Annotated in this window: 22 protein-coding genes; 11 read left to right on the top strand and 11 right to left on the bottom strand. The window is 71.3% G+C overall.

Features of this window, described 5'->3' with window-relative positions; translation table 11 throughout:
• Positions 1-48: 48 nt before the first annotated feature.
• The 4 genes from LAJ50_RS05620 to LAJ50_RS05605 form a co-directional block, all read right to left on the bottom strand.
• Entirely contained in the window at positions 49-474 is a 426-nt protein-coding gene (locus LAJ50_RS05620) for a hypothetical protein (RefSeq protein ID WP_138654993.1), read from the bottom strand.
• Entirely contained in the window at positions 471-1,388 is a 918-nt protein-coding gene (locus LAJ50_RS05615; RefSeq protein ID WP_224096490.1) for an RHS repeat-associated core domain-containing protein, read from the bottom strand. Before LAJ50_RS05615 ends, LAJ50_RS05620 begins: the two co-directional genes overlap by 4 nt.
• A 34-nt stretch (positions 1,389-1,422) precedes the next feature.
• Complete coding sequence (locus LAJ50_RS05610; RefSeq protein WP_130550926.1) at positions 1,423-2,553, bottom strand: PilT/PilU family type 4a pilus ATPase; 1,131 nt, start codon at positions 2,551-2,553, stop codon at positions 1,423-1,425.
• A gap of 118 nt (positions 2,554-2,671) precedes the next feature.
• Entirely contained in the window at positions 2,672-3,709 is a 1,038-nt protein-coding gene (locus LAJ50_RS05605) for a type IV pilus twitching motility protein PilT (protein ID WP_130517185.1), read from the bottom strand.
• A 137-nt stretch (positions 3,710-3,846) separates the two neighbouring features.
• Between LAJ50_RS05605 and LAJ50_RS05600 the strand changes: the two genes are divergently transcribed.
• The 3 genes from LAJ50_RS05600 to LAJ50_RS05590 all read left to right on the top strand — a co-directional run bounded on the left by LAJ50_RS05600 (position 3,847) and on the right by LAJ50_RS05590 (position 6,009).
• A complete protein-coding gene (locus LAJ50_RS05600) occupies positions 3,847-4,491 on the top strand; it encodes a YggS family pyridoxal phosphate-dependent enzyme (protein WP_138655004.1) in 645 nt (214 codons plus the stop codon).
• A 190-nt stretch (positions 4,492-4,681) separates the two neighbouring features.
• A complete protein-coding gene (gene proC, locus LAJ50_RS05595; RefSeq protein ID WP_138654989.1) occupies positions 4,682-5,533 on the top strand; it encodes a pyrroline-5-carboxylate reductase in 852 nt (283 codons plus the stop codon).
• A 5-nt stretch (positions 5,534-5,538) separates the two neighbouring features.
• Positions 5,539-6,009: a DUF4426 domain-containing protein gene (locus LAJ50_RS05590; RefSeq protein WP_138654987.1), complete on the top strand. Its 471-nt coding sequence runs from the start codon at positions 5,539-5,541 to the stop codon at positions 6,007-6,009.
• Positions 6,010-6,028: 19 nt separating this feature from the next.
• On the opposite strand, the gene soxR is transcribed toward LAJ50_RS05590, so the two are convergent.
• Entirely contained in the window at positions 6,029-6,463 is a 435-nt protein-coding gene (soxR, locus tag LAJ50_RS05585; RefSeq protein ID WP_138654985.1) for a redox-sensitive transcriptional activator SoxR, read from the bottom strand.
• 93 nt (positions 6,464-6,556) lie between these two features.
• Between soxR and LAJ50_RS05580 the strand changes: the two genes are divergently transcribed.
• Positions 6,557-7,927 (top strand): MFS transporter, encoded by a 1,371-nt coding sequence (locus LAJ50_RS05580; protein WP_224096489.1) that lies wholly within the window; start codon positions 6,557-6,559, stop codon positions 7,925-7,927.
• Between the two features lie 3 nt (positions 7,928-7,930).
• On the opposite strand, the gene LAJ50_RS05575 is transcribed toward LAJ50_RS05580, so the two are convergent.
• From LAJ50_RS05575 to pdxH, 3 genes are read right to left on the bottom strand one after another with little or no spacing between them, the layout of a single operon-like run.
• A complete protein-coding gene (locus LAJ50_RS05575) occupies positions 7,931-8,725 on the bottom strand; it encodes a cobalamin-binding protein (RefSeq protein ID WP_138654610.1) in 795 nt (264 codons plus the stop codon).
• Positions 8,726-8,730: 5 nt separating this feature from the next.
• Positions 8,731-9,192 (bottom strand): aminoglycoside 6'-N-acetyltransferase, encoded by a 462-nt coding sequence (aac(6'), locus tag LAJ50_RS05570; protein ID WP_224096488.1) that lies wholly within the window; start codon positions 9,190-9,192, stop codon positions 8,731-8,733.
• A gap of 55 nt (positions 9,193-9,247) precedes the next feature.
• Positions 9,248-9,862 (bottom strand): pyridoxamine 5'-phosphate oxidase, encoded by a 615-nt coding sequence (gene pdxH / locus LAJ50_RS05565; protein ID WP_138654600.1) that lies wholly within the window; start codon positions 9,860-9,862, stop codon positions 9,248-9,250.
• Positions 9,863-9,910: 48 nt separating this feature from the next.
• On the opposite strand from pdxH, the gene LAJ50_RS05560 reads away from it, so the two are divergent.
• The 3 genes from LAJ50_RS05560 (at position 9,911) to aroB (ending at position 12,487) form a co-directional block, all read left to right on the top strand.
• Positions 9,911-10,756 carry a kinase gene (locus tag LAJ50_RS05560; RefSeq protein ID WP_171044656.1) on the top strand — a complete coding sequence of 282 codons (846 nt, stop codon included), beginning with the start codon at positions 9,911-9,913 and terminating at the stop codon, positions 10,754-10,756.
• Between the two features lie 76 nt (positions 10,757-10,832).
• Positions 10,833-11,378, top strand: coding sequence for a shikimate kinase (locus LAJ50_RS05555; protein WP_138654598.1), 546 nt, complete (start codon positions 10,833-10,835; stop codon positions 11,376-11,378).
• On the top strand, positions 11,375-12,487 hold the full coding sequence (aroB, locus tag LAJ50_RS05550; protein ID WP_138654596.1) for a 3-dehydroquinate synthase: 1,113 nt from the start codon (positions 11,375-11,377) through the stop codon (positions 12,485-12,487). Before LAJ50_RS05555 ends, aroB begins: the two co-directional genes overlap by 4 nt.
• Positions 12,488-12,500: 13 nt before the next feature.
• Here the strand turns inward: aroB and LAJ50_RS05545 are convergent, their stop codons facing one another.
• Positions 12,501-13,445: an isochorismatase family protein gene (locus tag LAJ50_RS05545; RefSeq protein WP_138654594.1), complete on the bottom strand. Its 945-nt coding sequence runs from the start codon at positions 13,443-13,445 to the stop codon at positions 12,501-12,503.
• Between the two features lie 94 nt (positions 13,446-13,539).
• Between LAJ50_RS05545 and LAJ50_RS05540 the strand changes: the two genes are divergently transcribed.
• The 4 genes from LAJ50_RS05540 to hemE are packed head-to-tail and all read left to right on the top strand — an operon-like array spanning position 13,540 to position 16,438.
• Positions 13,540-14,490: a helix-turn-helix domain-containing protein gene (locus LAJ50_RS05540; protein WP_138654592.1), complete on the top strand. Its 951-nt coding sequence runs from the start codon at positions 13,540-13,542 to the stop codon at positions 14,488-14,490.
• 29 nt (positions 14,491-14,519) lie between these two features.
• A complete protein-coding gene (locus tag LAJ50_RS05535; RefSeq protein WP_130550915.1) occupies positions 14,520-14,777 on the top strand; it encodes a WGR domain-containing protein in 258 nt (85 codons plus the stop codon).
• Positions 14,778-14,779: 2 nt separating this feature from the next.
• Complete coding sequence (locus tag LAJ50_RS05530) at positions 14,780-15,337, top strand: GNAT family N-acetyltransferase (RefSeq protein ID WP_138654590.1); 558 nt, start codon at positions 14,780-14,782, stop codon at positions 15,335-15,337.
• Positions 15,338-15,367: 30 nt separating this feature from the next.
• Positions 15,368-16,438 (top strand): uroporphyrinogen decarboxylase, encoded by a 1,071-nt coding sequence (gene hemE, locus LAJ50_RS05525; protein WP_138654606.1) that lies wholly within the window; start codon positions 15,368-15,370, stop codon positions 16,436-16,438.
• A gap of 41 nt (positions 16,439-16,479) precedes the next feature.
• On the opposite strand, the gene LAJ50_RS05520 is transcribed toward hemE, so the two are convergent.
• Both LAJ50_RS05520 and LAJ50_RS05515 read right to left on the bottom strand, forming a co-directional pair.
• Positions 16,480-18,246: a hypothetical protein gene (locus tag LAJ50_RS05520; RefSeq protein ID WP_171044655.1), complete on the bottom strand. Its 1,767-nt coding sequence runs from the start codon at positions 18,244-18,246 to the stop codon at positions 16,480-16,482.
• A 91-nt stretch (positions 18,247-18,337) separates the two neighbouring features.
• Entirely contained in the window at positions 18,338-21,865 is a 3,528-nt protein-coding gene (locus LAJ50_RS05515; RefSeq protein ID WP_138654588.1) for an ATP-binding protein, read from the bottom strand.
• Positions 21,866-21,994: the final 129 nt, after the last annotated feature.

Below are 21,994 nucleotides of genomic sequence, written 5' to 3'. Positions count from 1 at the left end.
CCCCGAAGTTAAGCAATATGCCCTTTGGCTATCCGGCCCAAGCTCCAGTTACTGGGGGGCGATCAACTTAATCGACGACGGTCCTGCTATTTCCAGGGCCACATCCCTGCAAGAGCCGAGCCGAAGCACGGTTCCGCTTTTGGATGCATCATCGATCACGGTACCCGTGATCTGGACAAAGTGGCCATCCATGGCCGCCTCCATACCTTCCAACGAACTGTAATTCACCAAAGATATACAGCGCCTTGTTTCCCAATTTTCGTGGTCCTTTAACGTGGCCCACAGGTTGTTGTCTTCATGACGAACGCTTATCCAGGCACGCAACGTCACGACCTGTCCAGCGAACTTGTCTGGGTTTCGAGCCACTTCGAGGAAGGTTTCATCTACCGGAGTATCGCCCTCAGCCGCACCGAGAGAGTTGCAAGCCGAAAGCCCAGCACAGAGCACGATCACGCACAGCGATTTCACCATCATGGTGTGACGACCTCAGGCTTCATGAACTCAGGCTGCCGCTGCTGCCGATCCAGGCTCTTCTGTAGCATGCTTGACTCGTGTTGCGTCATTCGCCCATCAAGCATGCGGAATTGAAGTCGTCCACTGATAATTTCCGTAACACCGACTCGACCTTCACTAACCACACCATTAGGAAGCCCCTGTCTGAGAGGGGCAGCGTCCGCCGGGCTAATAACGCCATCTGATCGCCCATCGATGTGCCCATGAATTACTGCTTCGGCATCCAAAGGAATTTTGGCCGACGCGGTGTCAGTCCGCGACGTGCTTCCCGTGATCGCGTCTTGCGCCACCTTGACCATATGGCCACCCCCCTCGGCTGGCACTACAAAGCCGATCTTTTCTTTTGTTCCGCCGGTGACGGCAACAGCACTCTTTTGCTCAACCATCGTCCTGCCAACTGGTTCGGACACTTGAGCGGTCTGCCCAGTAGACCTATCGGCATTGTAAGTGTCAGATTGAATGCAACTGAGTCGACTGCTTCCAGGACATGCACTGCGGCCGTCCAGGTCAATAAAGCGATAAGGATTATTGTATGCGTAAGCGTAGGCATTGAAATGACGCATGTCGTTGCTGCTGTACGCCGTTACCGGATCCACACTGAGCGTTCTTCCCAGCGTTGGGTCGTAGTAGCGCTGCTGCATGTAGACCAAGCCAGTCACAGCATCCTGCACATGCCCGGTAAATCCCGGACCATCGAGCGCTGGACGGTTCAGCAGTCCACCATACGGCGCATATTCGCTACGCTCAACGACATTGCCACCCGCATCCGTAACGGCTACGGGCGTACCCAATGCATCGGTGTGAATGTACTCGACCGTTTGCGTCTTAGCCGCGAACAACTGAATCGAGAGCAAGATACCGAGAAAAATCCTCAAGCCCATCTTCAGAAAACCTCCCTGTAATCATAGCTCAGCGCGCCTCGGCGACCTCGACGCCGTCCAGCCCCTGGGCCAGGGTGCGGGCGTCGCCGCCCTGGGCCAGCTTGATGCGCAGGCGCACCTCGTTCTGCGAGTCGGCGTAGCGCAGGGCGTCCTCGTAGGAGATCTCGCCGGCCTGGTAGAGCTCGAACAGGCTCTGGTCGAAGGTCTTCATGCCCAGGTTGGTGGACTCCTTCATCACTTCCTTGAGCTTGTGGATCTCGCCCTCGCGGATGTAGTCCTGGATCAGCGGCGTGCCCAGCATGATCTCCATCGCCACCCGGCGCGCCTTGCCGTCCGGGGTCGGCACCAGCTGCTGGGCGACCACGCCCTTGAGGTTGAGCGAGAGGTCCATCAGCAGCTGGCTGCGGCGGTCCTCGGGGAAGAAGTTGATGATGCGGTCCATCGCCTGGTTGGCGTTGTTGGCATGCAGGGTGCACAGCACCAGGTGGCCGGTCTCGGCGAAGGAGATGGCGTGGTCCATGCCCTCGCGGGTGCGCACCTCGCCGATCATGATCACGTCCGGCGCCTGGCGCAGGGTGTTCTTCAGCGCGTTCTCCCAGCTGTCGGTGTCGATGCCGACCTCGCGCTGGGTGATGATGCAGCCCTCGTGCTTGTGCACGAATTCGATCGGGTCCTCGATGGTGATGATGTGGCCGGTCGAGTTCTGGTTGCGGTAGCCGATCATCGCCGCCAGCGAGGTCGACTTGCCGGTGCCGGTGGCGCCGACGAAAATGATGATGCCGCGCTTGGTCATCGCCAGGGTCTTGATGACCGGCGGCAGGTTGAGCTCATCGACGCTGGGGATCTTGGTCTCGATCCGGCGCAGCACCATGCCCACCTGGTTGCGCTGATAGAAGCAGCTCACGCGGAAGCGGCCCACGCCGGCCACGCCGATGGCGAAGTTGCACTCGTGGGTCTTCTCGAACTCCTCGCGCTGGGCGGGGGTCATGACGTTGAGCACCAGGTCGCGCGACTGCTGCGGCGTCAGCGGCGTCTGCGTGATCGGGGTGAGCTTGCCGTGGACCTTGATCGACGGCGGCATGCCCGAGGTGATGAACAGATCCGACGCCTTCTGATGCGCCATCAGCTTGAGGAACGAAGTGAAGTCGATGGCGCTCATGCTTGCTCCTTCGGAGCTGGGATTCGGGATTGGGGATTCGGGATTGGCAGGAGCGGACGACGGGATCGGGAAGAGGAGCGCTTTTTACGAATCCCCAATCCCGAATCCCCAATCCCCACTACTCAAACAACCGCTTGTCCTTGGCGTATTCCTTGGCCTGGTGGCGCGTGATCTGGCTGCGCTTGACCAGGTCCTGGAGGTGCTGGTCCAGGGTCATCATGCCGTACTGCTGGCCGGTCTGGATGGCCGAATACATCTGCGCGACCTTGTCCTCGCGGATCAGGTTGCGGATGGCCGGGGTGCCGACCATGATTTCCCAGGCGGCGGTGCGGCCGCCGCCGACCTTCTTCAGCAGCGCCTGGCTGATCACCGCGCGCAGCGATTCGGACAGCATCGAGCGCACCATCGGCTTCTCGCCGGCGGGGAACACGTCGATGATGCGGTCGATGGTCTTGGCCGCCGAGCTGGTGTGCAGGGTGCCGAACACCAGGTGGCCGGTCTCCGCGGCGGTCAGCGCCAGGCGGATGGTTTCCAGGTCGCGCAACTCGCCGACCAGGATGTAGTCGGGGTCTTCGCGCAGCGCCGAGCGCAGCGCTTCGTTGAAGCCGTGCGTGTCGCGGTGCACCTCGCGCTGGTTGATCAGGCATTTCTGCGAGGTGTGGACGAATTCGATCGGGTCCTCGACGGTGAGGATGTGGCCGTATTCGCTCTTGTTGATGTAGTCGATCATCGCCGCCAGCGTGGTCGACTTGCCCGAGCCGGTCGGCCCGGTCACCAGGATCAGGCCCTGCGGCTGCTGCACCATCTCGCGGAACAGCGGCGGGCAGGCCAGGTCCTCCAGGGTCAGCACCTCGGACGGGATGGTGCGGAACACGGCGCCGGCGCCGCGGTTCTGGTTGAAGGCGTTGACGCGGAAGCGCGCCAGCGAGGGGATCTCGAAGGAGAAGTCGACCTCGAGGAACTCCTCGTAGTCGCGGCGCTGCTTGTCCGACATGATGTCGTAGACCAGCGCGTGGACCTGCTTGTGGTCCAGGGCGGGGATGTTGATGCGACGCACGTCGCCATCCACGCGGATCATCGGCGGCAGCCCGGCGGACAGATGCAGGTCCGAGGCCTTGTTCTTGACCGAGAAGGCCAGTAGTTCGGCGATATCCATGCGTCTGGTTTGCCCCTGTGAAAAGTGTCGCGAACTGGAACCCTACATCCCCGAAAGGCAGTATAGCGCCCTTCCCGACACTGCCAACGGGCCGGTCTACCGTGCTTTCCGAGCGTCTGAGCGACACCCTGAACAGGCTGCGGAACGCGGCCGACGCGGCCAAGCGGCCCATGCCCACGCTGGTGGCCGTGTCCAAGTTCCAGCCGGCGCAGGCGGTGGCCGAGCTGGCCGCCGCGGGCCAGCGCGTGTTCGGCGAGAACTATGTGCAGGAGGCGCAGGCCAAGCGGGCCGAGCTGTCCACGCTGGCACTGGAGTGGCATCTGATCGGCCATCTGCAGTCGAACAAGGCGGCGCTGGCGGCCGAACTGTTCGACTGGGTGCAGACGGTGGACCGTCCCAAGCTGGTCGCGGCCCTGGCGGCGGCGCGTGCCCCGCAGCGCGGGCCGCTCAATGTGCTGATCCAGGTCAACATCGACGATGAATCGAGCAAGCATGGCTGCGCGCCGGAGGCGGTCGAGGCGCTGGCCGAGGCGGTCGCCGCGCAGCCGCGGCTGGCGCTGCGCGGGCTGATGGCGATCCCGGCGCCGCACGAGGATCCGGCGCTGCGCCGGGCGGCGTTCGTGCGGATGAAAGCGCTGTTCGTCGCGCTGGCGGCCCGCCATGCGGACGTGGATACGCTGTCGATGGGGATGAGCGAGGACTGCGCGCTGGCCGTGGCCGAGGGGGCGACCATGGTGCGGGTGGGGACTGCACTGTTCGGCGCGCGGCCGGCCAAGGCCTGAAGCCTGGTGGGAGCGGCCATGGCGGCGAGAGGCTCTACCGGGAAAGCCCCATCGCCGCCGTGGCGGCTCCCACAGGAAGGGGGAAGAGGCTTCGAAAGGGAAACAGACGCCAACAGGCGGCGTCCCCATGGGGGCGCCGGGAACGGCGATAATCCGGGCGATCCCTTACCGCACCGAGCATCAGGCCTCCATGACCGTATCGAATTCCGAATCCGCTGCGCCGGCCGCCGACACGGTTGCCTTCATTGGCGGCGGCAACATGGCGCGCAGCCTGATCGGAGGACTGATCGCGCGCGGGACGGCAGCGGCCAGCATCCGCGTGGCCGAGCCGGTGGCCGAGCTGCGCGAGGGCCTGGCACGGCAGTTCGGCGTGCAGGTGTTCGCGGAGGCCGGCGAGGCCGTGCAGGGCGCCTCGCTGTGGCTGTTCGCGGTCAAGCCGCAGGTGATGCGCGGAGTGTGTGAGGGCCTGGCCGGTGCGGCGCAGTCGGCCAGGCCGCTGGTGGTCTCGATCGCCGCCGGCATCACCGCCGCGCAGCTCTCGCGCTGGCTGGGTGGCGAGGCCGCGGTGGTGCGCGCCATGCCCAACACCCCGGCGATGCTGGGGGCGGGCGTGACGGGGCTGTTCGCCACGCAGCAGGTCGACGAAGCCGGACGCGCGCGCACCGATGCCCTGCTCTCCAGCGCTGGCCCGACCGTGTGGATCGACACCGAGGCGCAGATGGATGCGGTCACCGCGGTCTCCGGCAGCGGCCCGGCCTATGTGTTCCTGCTGGCCGAGGCGATGGAGGCGGCGGGCATCGCGCAAGGCCTGCCTGCCCAGGCCGCGCGCACGCTGACCCTGCAGACGATCCTCGGCGCGGCGCGCATGCTGACCGAGGCCGGCGAGCCGCCGGCCGAACTGCGGCGGCGCGTGACCTCGCCCAACGGCACCACCCAGGCCGCGATCGAGACCTTCCAGGCCGGCGGCTTCGAGGCGCTGACCGCGCAGGCCATCGCCGCGGCCGCACGGCGCGGCGGCGAGCTGTCGGCGGCCAACGACTGACCGCGATGACCGTGCGTCTGCCCTCGCGCTGGGTTCTGCCGCTGGCGAGCCTGCTGGCACTGGCGGCCTGTTCGGGCGGGCAGGCGCCGCAGCGCGTGCAGCCGGTGGCGCCGGTGGACAGCGTGCGGACGCTGGGCGCGCTGCAGGTGCGCTACAACGCGCTGCCCAGCCTGGCGCTGCCCGAATCGGCGGCGCAGGCCTACGGGCTGGACCGCGGCGCGGGCCGGGCGCTGGTGATCGTGGCGTTGCGGCAGCGGCAGGGCGATGACGAGGTGCCGGTCCAGGGCAGCGTGCGCGGCGTGGCGGTGGACCTGTCCGGCCGCCGCCAGCAGATCACCTTCAAACCGGTGCGCACGGGCGATGCGGTCGATCAGGTCGGCAGCGTGGAGATCAGCCCGCACGACACGCTGCGCTTCGAACTGGACGTGGCCAGCGACCTCGGCGGCGGCCCGCTGCGCTTCGAACGCAGCTTCTGAGGCGCCCTCGAAAGCGGCCCTACTCCACCTGCCACCGCTGCGGGCCATCGCCCTGGGCGCCCAGCGCATCGCCCGGATTGCTCAGCCGGCAGCGCCGCAACGACAGGCAGCCGCAGCCGATGCAGTCGGTGAGCTGGTCGCGCAGCTGGTGCAGCGCGAGGATGCGCTGGTCCAGCTCGTGCTTCCAGGCGGCCGACATGCGCGCCCACTCGGCCCGCGTCGGCGTGCGCGCATCGGGCAGCAGGTCGAACGCGCGCCGCACCGATTCCAGCGGCACGCCCACGCGCTGGGCCACGCGGATCACCGCCAGGCGCCGCAGCACGTCGCGCCCGTAGCGGCGCTGGTTGCCGGCGGTGCGCAGGCTGCGGATCAATCCCTTCCTCTCGTAGAAGTGCAGCGCGGAGACGGCCATGCCGCTGCGCTGGGCCACCTCGCCGACCGTCAGTTCCTGCATGGCTTGACCTCAACCAAGGTTGAGGTCGCATGCTGCCCTCCCCGCCGCCGCCACGCAAGTCCGCCCGCCGCGGCGCATTCCTTTCGAGTCCGCATGAGCGCTTCCGTTTCGACTTCCGCATCCCAGGACGGCACAGCCGCCGCATCGATCCTTTCGCCACGCTATCGGGCGACCACCCTGGGCATGGTTGCGCTGGTGTCGCTCGGCGCCTTCGAGGCCCTGGCCATCGCCACGGCGATGCCGACGGTGGCCGCGGCGCTGGACGGCCTGCCGCTGTATGCCTTCGCCTTCGGCAGCACGCTGGCCACCAGCGTGGTCGGCATGACCGCGGCCGGGCGCTGGTGCGACCGGCGTGGCCCCGCCGGCGCGCTCTGGGGCGGGCTGGCGTGCTTCGTCGCGGGCCTGCTGCTGGCCGGGTTGGCCGTCAGCATGCCGATGCTGATCGCCGGGCGCCTGGTGCAGGGCCTGGGCGCCGGTGCGCTGTCGGTCTCGCTGTACGTGCTGGTCGGCCGGCAGTATCCGCAGGCGCTGCGGCCGAGGATCTTCGCGGCGTTCTCCGCCGGCTGGGTGGTGCCGTCGCTGATCGGCCCGGCGTTGAGCGGGCTGGTGGTCGAACACCTGGGCTGGCGCTGGGTGTTCCTGGCGGTGCCGGTGCTGGCGCTTCCCGCGGCCTGGCTGCTGCGGCCGGCGCTGGCGCGCCTGACGCCGACCCCGCAGGCCGGGGCGCCGGGACATTCGATCGGCTGGGCGGCCGGCGCGGCGATCGGCGTGTGCGCGCTGTCCATGGCCGCGCATCCGCCGGGCCTGCGCGCGGCGCTGGTGCTGGTGCCCGCCCTGGCGCTGCTGCTGGTCAGCGTCTGGCGGCTGCTGCCGCGGGGCACGCTGCGCGGCGCGCGCGGCCTGGCCAGCGTGATCGGCCTGCGCGGCGTGGCCGCGGCCGCCTTCTTCGGCAGCGAGGCCTTCCTGCCGCTGGTGCTGGCGCAGGCCCACGGCCTGTCGCCCAGCCGGGCCGGCATCGCCCTGAGCGTGGGGGCGCTGGGCTGGTTCTGCGGCTCCTGGTTCCAGGGCCACCAGACGCGCCTGCATCGCCAGACGCTGGTGCGCGTCGGCTGTGGCCTGCTCGCCGTCGGCGTGGCGGCCACCGCCACGGTGGCGTGGCCGGCGTGTCCGGTCGTCGTGGCGATCCTCGGCTGGGCCTGCACGGGCCTGGGCATGGGCCTGCTCTATGCCAGCCTGTCGGTGCTGACCCTGGCGCTGTCGCCGGCCGCCGAGCAGGGCCGCAACAGCGCCGCGCTGCAGCTGTGCGAGGCGGTGGCGGTCGCCACCATGCTCGCGGTCGGCGGGGCAGTGTTCGGCGCCCTGCGGGAGCATGCGCCGGCGCTGGCGCACGCGGCGCCGTTCGCACTGTCGCTGGGCTGCGCGGGCCTGGCGATCTGGCTGGCGCGTCGCACCCAGGCCGCCTGAGCTTCAGCGCCTGCCGGCGCTCCAGGCCTGGACGATCGCGGCGATCGCCTGCACGCCGTCGGTCAGCGCGGCCGGGCCCGGCTGCAGGATCAGCGGCGATTTGATCTCGTACAGCTGCCCGTCGCGCACCGCCGGGATCGCCTCCCAGCCCGGCCGCGCGGCCACCTGTTCGGGGCGGAAGCGCTTGCCGCACCACGAGCCCAGGATGATGTCCGGCGCCGCCGCAATCACCGGCGCGCCATCGGCCAGGATGCGGCCCCTGGCCAACGGCTCGCGCGACAGCGCCGGGAAGGCGTCGCGGCCGCCGGCGAGCTCGATCAGCTCGGCCACCCATTGGATGCCGGTGATCAGCGGCTGATCCCATTCCTCGAAGTAGACCGTCGGCCGCCGCGCAAGCCGCGCGGCCTGCGTCCGGATGGCATCGAGGCCGCGCTCGAGCGTATCGGCGTAGGCCTCGGCGCGCGCCGCGCAGCCGACCAGCGCGCCCAGCCGGCGCACGTAATCGAGGATGCCGGCCACGCTGCGATGGTTGGCGATCCACACCTCCACGCCGGCCTTGACCAGCGCGGCGGCGATCTCGGCCTGGATATCGGAAAAGCCGATCGCCAGGTCGGGCTTGAGCGCCAGGATCCTGTCGATGTTGGCGCTGGTGAACGCGGCGACCCTGGGCTTCTCGCGCCGCGCCTGCGGCGGGCGCACGGTGAAGCCGCTGATGCCGACGATGCGCGCCGATTCGCCCAGCGCGTACAGCGTCTCGCAGGGCTCCTCGGTCAGGCAGACGATGCGGCGCGGGCCGATCGCCATCAGGCGTCGTCGTCCAGCGCCATGCGGAAGTACACCACGCGCTCGGTCTCGGCGAAGCCGCAGGCCGCATGCGCGCGCTGTGCGGCCAGGTTGTCCAGCGCCGCGTCGGAGGCCAGCTCGCTGCACCCCTGCGCCTGCGCCCATTGCCGCACCGCCGACAGCAGCGCGCGCCCGATGCCCTGGCCGCGCCAACCGGCGTTGACGTACCAGCCTTCGAGGAAGGCCACCGGCGAACTGTCGGTGCCGTTGACGTAGTCGTTGCGCAGCGTGGCCTCGGCGAAACCGATCGCCGTGCCGTCCGCGCCGAAGGCCAGGAAGTTGCCGGCATCGGCACGCTGCAGCGCCTCGGTCACATGGCCGCGGGCGTCGTGATCCTGATCGGGCCACAGCTCGCCCTGCAGGCCGGCCCAGGCGCGCAGATCGTGCGCGCTGGCCGCGCGGATCGTGACCAGTGCGCTCAAGGCTGCGGGAACAGCGCGATCGGTGGGCACATCGGCAGCCGCTGCGCGCGGGCGCTCAAGGAAACAGCATCCGCTTGAACCAGTGGCCGTCCGGCGCGCGTTCATAGCGCCAGCGCTCGTGCAGGCGAAACCTGGCCCCGTACCAGAACTCGAAGCTGTCCGGCACCACGCGAAAGCCGGTCCAGCCGTCCGGGCGCGGCACCGGGCCACCGTCGAACTCGGCCTCGACCTGGGCCAGGCGATCGTGGAAATCGGCCGGATCCTTCAGCGTGTGCGACTGCGCCGAGGCCCAGGCGCCGAGCTGGCTCTCGCGCGGACGCGTGGCGAAGTAGGCGTCGGCCTCGGCGTCGGTGACCAGCTGCACCGCGCCTTCGATGCGCACCTGCACGCCGGCCTCGCGCAGCGTGCGCCACAGCAGCAGCAGCGCCGCGCGCGGATTGGCCTGCAGCTCGCGGCCCTTCTGGCTGTCCAGGTGGCTGTAGAAGACGAAGCCGCGCGCATCGTGCGCCTTGAGCAGCACGGTGCGCAGCGAAGGTTGGCCGTCCAGCGTCGCGGTGGCCACGCTCATGGCGTTGAACTCGGGCTCACCGGCGCTCCGGCCGGCCTCTTCGTACAGGGCCGAGAAGGTGCTCAGCGCTTCGGCGTACAGATCGACTTCGACTTCGCTCATCTGATGGGATACGGCAGCGGCCCGCGGGCGGTGCGCTATTGTCGCGCGATGACGTCTCCCACGCACGGCTTCCCCGGATCGCTGGTCGCCGCGGCGCTGCGCAGCGCGCGTGCGTTGCCGCAGGCGGTGCCGGTCTGGGGCCTGTCGGCGCTGCAGGGCACCGGCAAGTCCACGCTCGCCGCCCAGCTTGCGCACGCCGCCCGGCAGCAAGGCCTGCGCAGCGCGGTGCTGTCGCTGGACGACTTCTACCTGACCCGCGCCGCGCGCCGGGCCCTGGCGCGCCAGGTGCATCCGCTGCTGGTCACCCGGGGGCCGCCCGGCACCCACGACCTGCCGTTGGCCCTGCACACGCTGCAGGCCCTGCGCGAAGGCCGCCCGGTGGCGCTGCCGCGCTTCGACAAGCTGGCCGACGACCGCGTGGCCGAATCGGCCTGGCCGCGTGTGGACGGACCGGTGGACCTGGTGATCTTCGAAGGCTGGTGCCTGGGCACGCCCGCCCAGGCGGAGGCCGCCCTGGTGGCGCCGATCAACGCGCTGGAGCGCGACGAGGACCGCGACGGCACCTGGCGCAGCCACTGCAACGCCGCACTGGCGCGCGACTACCCGGCGCTGTGGCGGACCTGCGACACGCTGTGGTTCCTGCAGCCGCCCGGCTTCGAGCATGTCGTGGATTGGCGCTGGCAGGCCGAGGAGGGCCTGAAGGCCGAGGAGGGCCTAAAGGCCGAACAGAGCCTGCAGGCCGAGCATCCCGGGCGCGCCGCCATGACCCGCCCGCAGCTGGAGCGCTTCGTCCAGCACTACGAGCGCGTCAGCCGCCAGGCGCTGCGCACCCTGCCGACGCTGGCCGACCACGTGGTCCGCGTGGACGCGCAGCGGCGGGTGATCGCCGGCTAGGGCGCGTCATCAGGACGCAGTTTCGCCTGCAACGGCCGTGGCCGGCCCGCGCGGCGCGCCAGTATCATCCGGAGCGATGAATCCCGCCCCCAACCTTGTGATGGTCGGCCCGATGGGGGCCGGCAAGACCTCGATCGGCCGCCGCATCGCCGAGCGCTTCGGCCTGAAGTTCGTCGATGCCGACCACGCCGTGGTCGAGGCGGCCGGGTCGAGCATCCCGGAGATCTTCGAGCACGAGGGCGAGTCCGGCTTCCGCGCCCGCGAACGCGCGGCGCTGGCCCAGCTGCTGGCCGGCGAAGGCCAGGTCGTGGCCAGCGGCGGCGGCGCGGTGCTCGATGCGGACAACCGCGCGCTGATGCAGGCGCGCGGCTTCGTCATCTACCTGCGCGTGGACGTGGAGACGCAGCTGCGACGCGTGGCCCGCGACCGCAACCGCCCGCTGCTGCACAACGTCGACCGCCGCCAGGTCCTTACCGACCTGCTCGCCGTGCGCGATCCCCTCTACCGCCAGGTCGCCGACCTGGTACTCGACGCCGACCGCCTCACGCCGGGCGAGGCCACCGCCGCCCTGGTCGGGCGGCTGGCGCGCGACTGGCACCCCACCGGAGCTCCCACCGCATGACCCCCGCCACCCAGACCGTCCACGTCGGCGGCGACGCGCCCTATGCCATCCACATCGGCCCCAGCCTGCTGCGCGCAGGCACGGCGCTGGCCCGGCACGTGCGCGGCCGCCACGCGCTGCTGGTCAGCGACACCCACGTGGCGCCGCTGTATGCCGACGCGGTGACGCAGGCCCTGAGCGAGGCGCGCCCGGAGCTGCAGCTGGCGCGCTTCGTGCTGCCGGCCGGCGAGGAGTCCAAGACGCTGGCCCACTTCGGCGCGGCCATCGAGGCGCTGGCCGAACTGGGCGCCACGCGCGATGCCTGCGTGTTCGCCCTGGGCGGCGGCGTGGTCGGCGACCTGGCCGGCTTCGCCGCGGCGTGCTGGATGCGCGGGGTGGACGTGGTCCAGCTGCCGACCACGCTGCTGTCGATGGTCGATTCGTCGGTGGGCGGCAAGACCGCGGTGGACATCCCGCAGGGCAAGAACCTGGTCGGCGCCTTCCATCCGCCGCGCGCGGTGTTCGCCGACACCACGGCGCTGACCACGCTGCCGCCGCGCGAACTGCGCGCCGGCCTGGCCGAGGTGATCAAGTACGGCGCGCTGGGCGACCCGCTGTTCTTCGCATGGCTGGAAGCCGAGCACGCCGCGCTGCTGGACGGCGATGCCGGCGCGCTGGCCACCGCCATCGCGCGCAGCTGCGAGGCCAAGGCCGCGATCGTGGCGCGCGATCCGCTGGAGAAGGGCGAGCGCGCCCTGCTCAACCTGGGCCATACCTTCGGCCACGCCATCGAGACCGAACAGGGCTACGGCGGCGTGGCCAACGACAACCTCAACCACGGCGAGGCGGTAGCCGTGGGCATGGTGCTGGCCGCCCGGCTCTCGGCCAGGCTGGGCATGAGCGAGGCCGCCGACACCGAACGCCTGATCGCGCTGCTCACCGCCTGCGGCCTGCCCACCGAGATCCCGCCCGGCCTGTCGCCACAGGCGCTGCTGGCGCGCATGCGCCTGGACAAGAAGAACATCGCTGGCCGCCTGCGCCTGGTGCTGTGGCGCGGCATCGGCAGGGCCGAGGTGGTGCCCGACGTGGACGAGGCGCAGGTGCTGCCGGTGCTGGCCGGCATGGGCTGAGCCGGGCGCGGCGCTAGAGGCTGCCCTCGCGCTCGATCACCAGGATCCGCGCCGCGCCCTGCGGATGGGCGACGTGCTCGGTGCCTTCCGGCGCGTGGAAGACATCGCCGGTTTCCAGCAGCGCGGTCTGTTCGGTGCCGTGCCGGCGCCAGTGCATCCGCACGCGTCCGTCAAGCACGGCGAAGATCTCCTGCCCGTCGTTGACGTGCCAGACATACGGCTGATCGGTCCAGTGCAGGCGCACGCCGACGCCGTCGAGCCGCGCGATCGGCAAGGCCTCCCAGGCGCGCGTCCCGGTGAAGTCGCGGCTGCGCACCACCGTTGGTGTCGGGCTCGCCGTGTTTCTGCGCGCGCGCTGGTGGGAGCTCAACACGTTGTCCGGCTGCAGCGCCTGGCCGGCCTGCAGCGCCGCGATCCAGGCCTCGGTGCTCAGCACGGCGGCGAAGTTGCTGTGGAAGACCACGCTGAAGACGCGATGGATCTCCTCGGCGCTGGCCTGGCCGGCGGCGTTGGCGTACGCGAGCGCGCCGCTGGCATCGGCCAGCACTTCCACGCGCAGGCCGCGATGGAAGGCCTCGAACACGCTCGAGGCGTTGCAGTTGTGCGTCATGTAGCCGACCACCGTCACGGTGTCGATGTCACGCGCCGCCAGCCATGCGGCCAGGTCGGTGCCGGCGAACGCGCTGGGCCGCGTCTTGAGGACGTGGTGCTCGCGGGGACGGGCCGCGACCTGCGGATGCAGCGCCCAGCCGTCACTGCCCTCGGCGAAGACCGGCCCATCGGCCGCCGTGGTGTGCTGGATCACGACCACCGGCACGCCGTGCGCGTGGGCGGCGTCGATGGCGCGGACGAGGTTGGGCAGGGACTCGGACACCGGCGGATGAGCGATGCGCAGCGGGCCGCTGAAGTACGCGTTCTGGACATCGATGACCAGCAGGGCGCGGCGGGGAGCGGACATGGCGGCAGCCTTTCGTTGAAGAAGGCGGCCAGTCTGGGCATCGGTCGCGGGATCGACGAGTGGCCCGATAAACGACTTTCGATAGAATCGGGCCATGTCGCCGCATCGCATCGCCGTGGTCGCCTTCGACCGCATCAGCCCCTTCCACCTGGCCGTGCCGTGCCAGGTGTTCGAGTCGCGCGCGGAGCCGGACCTGCCCGCCTTCGAGCTGCGCGTCTGTGCGGCCGAGCCCGGTCCGCTGCGCACCGATGCCGGCTTCAGCGTCCAGCCCGCCTGCGGCCTGGAGGGCCTGAAAGGCGCGGACACGGTGATCGTGCCCTCCTGGCGCGATCGGGACGAACCGGCACCGGGAGTGCTGGTCGAGGCGCTGCGGCGCGTCCATGCCGCCGGCGCGCAGTTGGTCGGGCTGTGCCTGGGCACCTTCGTGCTGGCCGATGCGGGGCTGCTCGATCGCCGTCCGGCGACCACGCACTGGGCCGCGCTGGAGACCTTCGCCCGGCGCCATCCGCGGGTGCGGCTGCAGCCGGATGTGCTGTACGTGGATGATGGCGATGTGCTGACCTCGGCCGGCACCGTGGCCGGCATCGACTGCTGCCTGCATCTGGTGCGCCGCCTGCACGGCGCCGAGGTCGCCAACCGCATCGCGCGGCGGCTGGTGGTCGCGCCGCACCGCCAGGGCGGGCAGACCCAGTACATCGAGCAGCCGTTGCCCACCGACCCGGGCGACGAGCGGCTGGGACAGGTCCTCGAATGGGCCATGACGCACCTGGACCAGCGTCTGGACGTGGATACGCTGGCCGCGCGCGCGCTGATGAGCCGGCGCACCTTCACCCGGCGCTTCCGCCAGGCGACCGGCGCCAGCGTCGGCGACTGGCTGGCGCACCAGCGCCTGGCGCGCGCGCAGCGGCTGCTGGAGACCAGCGACCTGGCGCTGGATCGCGTCGCGGCCGAGGCGGGATTCGGCAGCGCCATCTCGCTGCGCCAGCGCTTCGCCGCCACGCTTGGGACATCGCCGTCCACCTATCGGCGCAGCTTTCGCGGTTGAGCCAGAGCGGCTTGGCTACAATCGCCGCCATGCGCGTCCTTCTCCAGCAACACCCCAGCGTGGGCCAGGCGCCCCGCTACCTGCAGCTGACCCTGCAGCCGGACCTGTTCGGCGGCTGGGAGCTGCTGCGCGAGGCCGGCCAGGTCGGGGGGCGCGGGCAGCTGCGACGCGAGCAGTTCATGGCCCAGGCCGAGGCCACGGCGGCATTCGAGAAGCTGCGCGACACCCACCTCAAGCGCGGGTACCAGGTGATGTTCGTGCACGGCTTCGACGCCCCGCGCGCCTAGCGATGCAGCCGGTCCTGGAAACGGAGCGCCTGCTGCTGCGCCCCTACCTGGCCGCGGACGCGGCGGATGTACAGCGCCTGGCCGGCGACGCGCGCGTGGCCGACACCACGGCCAACATCCCGCATCCCTATCCGGACGGCGCAGCGCAGGCCTGGATCGCCGGGCAGGCCTCGGCGCTGGCCGCCGGCACGCGCATCGTCTACGCGGTGACGCTGCGCCGGGACGGCGCGCTGATCGGCACCGTCGATCTGCACGAGATGTCCCGCACCCATGCGCGGGCGATGCTGGGCTACTGGATCGGCGTGCCGTACTGGGGCCAGGGCTATGCCACCGAAGCGACGCGCCGCCTGATCGACCATGGCCATACCGCGCACGGCCTGAGCCGCATCGGCGGGGCCTGCCTGGCGCGCAACCCGGCCTCGGCGCGGGTCATGGAAAAGGCCGGCCTGCGCCTGGAGGGCCGCCTGGTCGCGCACGAATGCAAGCACGGGGTCTTCGAGGACCTGCTGCTGTACGGCCGGATCCTGCCCGGCCGCATTTCCTCGCCCTCACCCGCCTGATTCCCTCTCTACGGAAGACCTGCCTTGTCTCTGCCGCCGCTCAAGAACGATCGCCTGCTGCGCGCCCTGCGCCGCCAGCCCACCGACCGCACGCCCGTGTGGCTGATGCGCCAGGCCGGGCGCTACCTGCCCGAGTACCGCGCCACGCGCGCGCGCGCCGGCAGCTTCCTGGGCATGGCCAAGCATCCGGAGATCGCCTGCGAGGTCACGCTGCAGCCGCTGGCGCGGTTCGAGCTGGACGCGGCCATCCTGTTCTCCGACATCCTCACCATCCCCGACGCGATGGGGCTGGAGCTGTACTTCGTCGAAGGCGAAGGCCCCAGATTCCGCCACACCGTGCGCAGCGCCGACGAGGTCGCGCGCCTGGGCGTGCCGGACATGGAGACCGGGCTGCGCTACGTGATGGACGCGGTGCGCCTGATTCGCCGCGAGCTGGACGGCCGCGTGCCGCTGATCGGCTTCTCCGGCAGCCCGTGGACGCTGGCCTGCTACATGGTCGAAGGCGGCGGCAGCAAGGACTTCGCCCGGATCAAGGCGATGGCGCTCAACGATCCGGACACGCTGCACGCGCTGCTCAAGGTCAATACCGATGCGGTGATCGCCTACCTGGCCGCGCAGCACGCGGCCGGCGCGCAGGCGCTGCAGGTGTTCGACACCTGGGGCGGCGTGCTGAGCCCGGCCATGTACCGCGAGTTCTCCCTACCCTACCTGCAGCGGATCGCCGCCGAGCTGGAACGCGGACACGGCGCCGAGCGCGCGCCGCTGATCCTGTTCGGCAAGGGCAACGCCGCGCACCTGGAAGCGCTGGCCGCCAGCGGCACCGAGGCGGTCGGCGTGGACTGGCTGGTGGAACTCGGCGAAGCCGCGCGCCGCACCGCCGGCACGGTGGCGCTGCAGGGCAACCTGGATCCTGCCGTGCTCTACGGCTCGCCCGCGGCGATCGACGCCCAGGTCAGGCAGGTGCTGGACAGCTACGCGGCCGGCAACGGCGGTTCACGCGAGGGCCATGTGTTCAACCTCGGACACGGCATGTCGCCGGACATGAATCCCGATCACGTCGCCGCGCTGGTCGACGCGGTGCATCGGCACAGCGCGCGCTGATCGCACGGGCCGGCGGCGCGTACGGCGTCGCCGGCCCGGCTTCAGCCGCGGGCCATCGACGCCTGACGTTCCTGCTGCTGCGCCTGGTCGGGCGGGCCCTGCATCGCCAGCAGCTGGGCGCCGGTCTCATGCGCCTGCGGCGCCGGCTGACGCAGGTCCACGCTCGCGCGCTGGCCCGGCTGATTGCCCACCAGCCACAGGGTCTGGTCGTGGACGCCGACCTGCTGCAGGCGATCGGCCGTGATGCCTTCCTGGCGCGCCAGCAGCGTGGCGCGGGCGAGATGGTCCTCGCTCACGCCCGCCGGGGCGCGCTCGCGGATCGCGGCGAACAGTGGCGTGTCGGGATGGCCGCCCTGGCCCAGCGCCGGGGACGCCGCTGCCGTGCCGAAGTCGACCCGGGGCGCGGGCTGCGGTGGGTTCCCAGGCGCCGGCGCCTGCGGTCGCTGCACTGCGGCGCCTTCCACCTGCCCCGGCAGCGGCAAGAACGACAGCGGGCGTCCACGCGCCTCTTCGCCCGCGCGCAGCGAGACGGTGTACAGCGTGGACGGCAGGCTGGCCAGGGTGCTCGGGTTGTGGATCAGATCGACGGCGAACCGTTCCGGCGTGCGCTGGCCGCCCTGCGGCGGCGGCTCGGCCAGCAGGCGGATCGCATCGTTGCCACCGGTACGCGCGATGTTCTGGTGGGCGCGCAGGGTCTGTGCCTGCAGGCCGGCCATCTCCTGCTCGCTGAAGCGCAGGCTGGTTTCGCGTCCGGCCTGGAACGGCGTGGCGCCCTCGCGTCCGTAGACCGCGTTGAGCTGCCCGGCCTGGGTGGCGTCGGGCGTGAAGCGATAGCGGTAGCTTCGCTCGCCCGGCGTGCCGTCGGCGGCGAAGGACTGGTCGATCTGCAGGCTGACGTCGTGTTCGCGGTAACGCAGCGTGCGCGAGACCTCCGCGCTGCCGTCGCCATGCACGGCGCGCACGGCCTGGCCGCTGTTGGCGCCGGTCGAGAGCGAGGTCGAGCGCGACCCCAGGCCCAGGTCGACCCTGCCTTCCGAGCGCATGTCCAGGCGCGAGACCGTACTGACCTCCGACAGCCCCGGCGCATCGCGCTCGGGCATGACGCCGGAGCGCAGGAACGCGTCATAGGCCTGGCGCCCCTGCGGATTGGACAGATCGAACTGCGCCGTGTGCAGCGTGCCGCCGGACACCCGGTCCTCGCGCCCCAGCATGGCGCTGGCCGGGCCGAGCTTGAGGCCGACGCCGTGATAGGCCTCCACCGCCTCGCGCGGGCCGGCCACGACGCGCACGCGCTGGCCTTCCAGTGCCTCGATCGACACCTGGACGCCCTCCTCGTGCCCGACCCGGTCCCGCGTGGCCAGCTGGCGCAGCCGGGTGCCGACCTCGACGCTGCCGGTGTGGGCGGCGTCCATGCTGATGCGCGTGCCGACCGGCATCGACGCCGGATCGAAGGGGTTGATCGAACGCAGGTCGACATCGCGCGCGGCCTGCTCGGGCAGCGAGGCCTCGAACCTGGCCCGGCCGCCTTCCTGCACGCGCGCATCGACGCCGATGCCGCGCGCGGCGGCGTTGGCCTGCACGAAGCCGCTCACGCTGCCTTCCAGCGTGTAGCGCACCTGGCCCTCGGCGCGGGTGATCGCGCCTTCGATCTTCGCGTCCAGCCCGGCCCCGAAGCGCTCGCCGCCGGCGCGGAGCTGGCCTTCTGCCTGCGCACCGTGTTCGGTCAGCCGGCCATCGAGCTTGCCGGTGAACGGCGGGGACGACGCATCGGCGCGGGCGGATGCGGGCGGCGTGGAGGATGCTTCCATGACGGCGGCTCGGCGGTGGATCGGAGGCGGGATGCTAGCAAGGGCGGCATGGGCGCCTGGCTCCGGACGCACGCGAACCTTGACGGAATGCTCATCCGCGCCGCCCAGCGAGCACCGCCGCGATCGCCTCGTCGAGCAGATCGCCGGTGATCGGCTTGCGCAGGAACCCGTCGAAACCGGCGGCCCGCGCCAACGGCTCGGCCTGCGCATCGGCACGCGCGGTGACCGCCAGCAGCGGCAGGTCCAGACCCTGCGCGCGCAGCTGGGTGGCCAGGGCCAGGCCGTCCAGGCCGGGCAGGTCCAGGTCGAGCAGGGCGATGTCGAAGCGCTCCACGCGCGCCTCGGCCAGCGCCGCCAGCCCGTGCGCCACGGCGCGCACGCGGTGGCCGCGCGCCTGCAGCAGGCCGCTGATGACCTGCGCGATGGTGGGATCGTCCTCGACCAGCAGCACGGACAGCGGCGACGCATCGCGAGGGACGCGATCGGATCCTGCAGGCGTCCCCCGTTCCGCCGCCGCGGGCAGCGGCAGGTGGGCGATGAAGCGCGTGCCCTGCCCCGGCGCGCTCTCCACCGCGATCCGCCCGCCCATGGCCACGGCCAGCTCCTGGCAGATCGCCAGCCCCAGGCCGCTGCCGCCATAGCGCGCGGTGGTGCGCGCGCCCTCGGCCTGCTCGAAGCGCTGGAACAGCCGCGCCTGCTGCTCGGCGTCCATGCCCGGCCCGGTGTCGCTGACGATGAGCGCCACGCCCTCGGCCGTGGCCTGCGCATGCAGGCCGACGCGGCCGCGCTCGGTGAACTTGACCGCGTTGCCCAGCAGGTTCATCGCGATCTGGCGCACGCGCAGCGGATCGCCGCGCAGGGCGCGCGGCACGTCCGCCTGCACCCGCCAGTCGAAGGCCAGGCCCTTGCGCTGCGCCGTCGGCGCGATGAGCGCGGCCACCTCGCCCAGCAGCTCGCGCGGGTCGAAGTCCTGCGCGTCCAGTTCCAGCCGCCCGGCCTCGATGCGGGCCAGGTCCAGCGCATCGTTGACCAGCCGCAGCAGGTGCGCGCCGGCCTTCTGGATCGCCGCGACGTAGCCGCGCTGGCGCGCATCCAGCGGCGTGGCCGCCAGCAGTTCGCTCATGCCCAGCACGCCGGTCATCGGCGTGCGCACTTCGTGGCCGAGCGTGGCCAGGAAATGGGTCTTGGCCTGCGAGGCCTGTTCGGCCAGCACGCGTTTGTGCTGCTCCAACTGCCAGACGCTGCGCCGCTGCACACGGCGCCGGTACGCCCAGGCGCCGATCAGCAGCAGGCACAGCCCCAGCAGCGACAGGGCGAGCAGGCCGGGCGCGCTGCGCCACCACGGCGGGGCCACGCTGAACTGCAGCCGGTGCACGGCCGAGGCGTTGCCGCTGGCGTCGAAGCCCTGCAGCGCCAGCGTGTAGTCGCCCGGGGCCAGGGCGGAAAGCACGCGATCGCCGCTGGCGCCCTGGTCGACCCAGTCCGGGTCCAGCCCGAGCAGGCGCGAGCGGTAGCGACTGCCGGCCACGTCGTCGAAGGCCAGCAGCCGCATGCCCACGCGCAGTTCGCGGTCGTCCGGACGCAGGCGCGGCGTCGGCCCGGGCAGCGTCTCGACCCGCCCCGCGCGCACCACCGTGGGCGGCTTCAGCAGCAGCGGCGGAGCGCGCGCGGCGCGGTCGGGCGCGGCCGGGTCGATCAGCACCAGCGCGCCATCGCTGGTGGTCGAGGCCAGCACGCCGTCCTCGAACCGGTACAGGCATTTCTCCAGGAACTCCTGGCTGCTCAGCCCGTCGCGCACGCCGAAGGTGCGCACCGCGACGCGCCGCGGATCGGACACGTCCACGCGCAGCAGGCCGCGCGGGGTGGCCAGCCACAGCCGGCCCTGGGCGTCGCGCTGCATGCCGTTGGCCGACACGTTGGGCAGGCCGGATCCGATCCGGCGCGCCAGCCGCCAGCGGCCTTCGTGCCGCTGCCAGCGTTCGAGCTCGCCGATGCGGAAGACCCACAGCGCCTGCGCCGATTCGGGCACGAAGCCGGAGATCTCCAGCGCGCCGTCCGGGCCGTCCACCGGCAGCAGCCGCCGCGCGGCCGGGTCCCAGCGCAGCAGGCCGGTGCCGCTGGCGATCCACGGTTCGCCATCGGGCCCCAGGCGCAGCTGCTGGAAGGCCAGCTCCACACCGGTGAGCGGATGCCGTTCGAAGGCATCCAGCACCTGCCCGCTGCGTCCGTCGCGTCGCTGCACGGCGATTGGCGTGCCCAGCCAGATGTCGCCGCGTGCGTCCTCCAGCAGGGTCTCGGGAGCGAAATCCACGTGCCCCGCGCTGCGCAGCGGCCAATCGCGGCGCGCGCCGGTGGCCGGGTCCACGCGCACCAGCGCGGCCGGGCGCACGCCCAGCCACAGCGCGCCGCGGCGGTCCTGCACCGCGCTGGTCAGGCCCAGGTGCAGCGGGTCGATGCCATGCAGGGCGGTGACCGTCACCTCGCCGGTGCGGCGATCGACCTGCTCCAGCGTGCCGGCCGCATCGGTCTGCCACAGCAGGCCGTGGCGACCGGGGGCGACGGTGCAGTACGGACTGATCGACGTGCCCTTGGCCGCGGGCAGCACCGCCAGACGACGCCAGTCCGGACGCAGGAACGCCAGCCCCCTGCCGACCACCCCCATCCACAGGCCGCCGCCGGCCACCGCCTGGAAGCCGGTGACGAAGTGACGGTCGAACAGCCCGTCGCGGTCGCGGATCCACTGCGGCGCCTGGGCGCCATGCGTCAGCCACAGGCCGTTGGCGGTGCCGAGCCAGGATTCGCCTTCACCGGCATCGGCCACCGCCAGAATCTGGTTGGCGCCTTCGAACATCGCCGACCAGGGCGGCGCGCGCCAGACCTCGTCGCGCCCCAGGATGCGCGGCCCGGCACGGGTACCGGCCCACAGCGCATCGCCGACGCGGGTCAGCGAGAACACCGCCAGCGGGCCGGGCCCGCCCGCCGGCGACGCGTGCAGCCGGCCCTCCTGGACGTAGGCCAGCCCGGCCTCGGTGCCGACCCAGAGGCGTCCGCGCATGTCCGTGGCCAGGCTGGTGACCACATCCGAGGGCAGCACGCCGCCGGTACTGGCGTGATCGAAGCGGGTCAGCGCGCCGTCTTCGTCGATGCGGTACAGGCCGCCGCCGTTGGTGCCGAACCAGACCTGTCCGCCCACGCCGGCGATCGCGTACACGTCGTCGCTGCGCATCTGCGGGTACTGCGCGCGGCGGTAGTGGCGGAAGCCGCGGCGCTCGGCATCGAGCACGCTCACGCCGGCAGTGGCCACCCACACGCGGTCGCCCGGGTCGACATACAGGGCCTGCTGCAGGTTGCCGGCCACCGAGGCGGGGTCGCGCGGGTCGTGCTGCCAGACGGTGAACTCGGTCCCGTCGAAGCGCGCCAGTCCATCGTAGGTGGTCATCCACAGATAGCCGGTGCGATCGGTGGCCAGCGCGGTGATGGAGGTGGAGGGCAGGCCCTCGGCGGTCGCGGTCAGGCGGAACACCGGCCGCTGCGGCACTTGCGCGTGGACCTCCGCCACGGCGCAGCACAGCGCCAGCGTCCAGAGCACACGGCGCAGCCCCGCGCACCGGCGTTCCATGCTTCGGCCCACTCCATCGGTGTCCCCGGATCATCCTCGCAACGCGCATCGGTGCATGCAAGCGCCGGTGCGATGCGGATGAGGCCAAGATGTGTTTTCTCTCGATCAAGGGACCGCGGCGCCTCGGCG

Source organism: Pseudoxanthomonas sp. X-1 (assembly GCF_020042665.1).
GTDB lineage: Bacteria > Pseudomonadota > Gammaproteobacteria > Xanthomonadales > Xanthomonadaceae > Pseudoxanthomonas_A > Pseudoxanthomonas_A spadix_A.
Note: the sequence above shows the minus strand (reverse complement) of the source record. Positions and strands in the feature narration are given on the sequence as shown.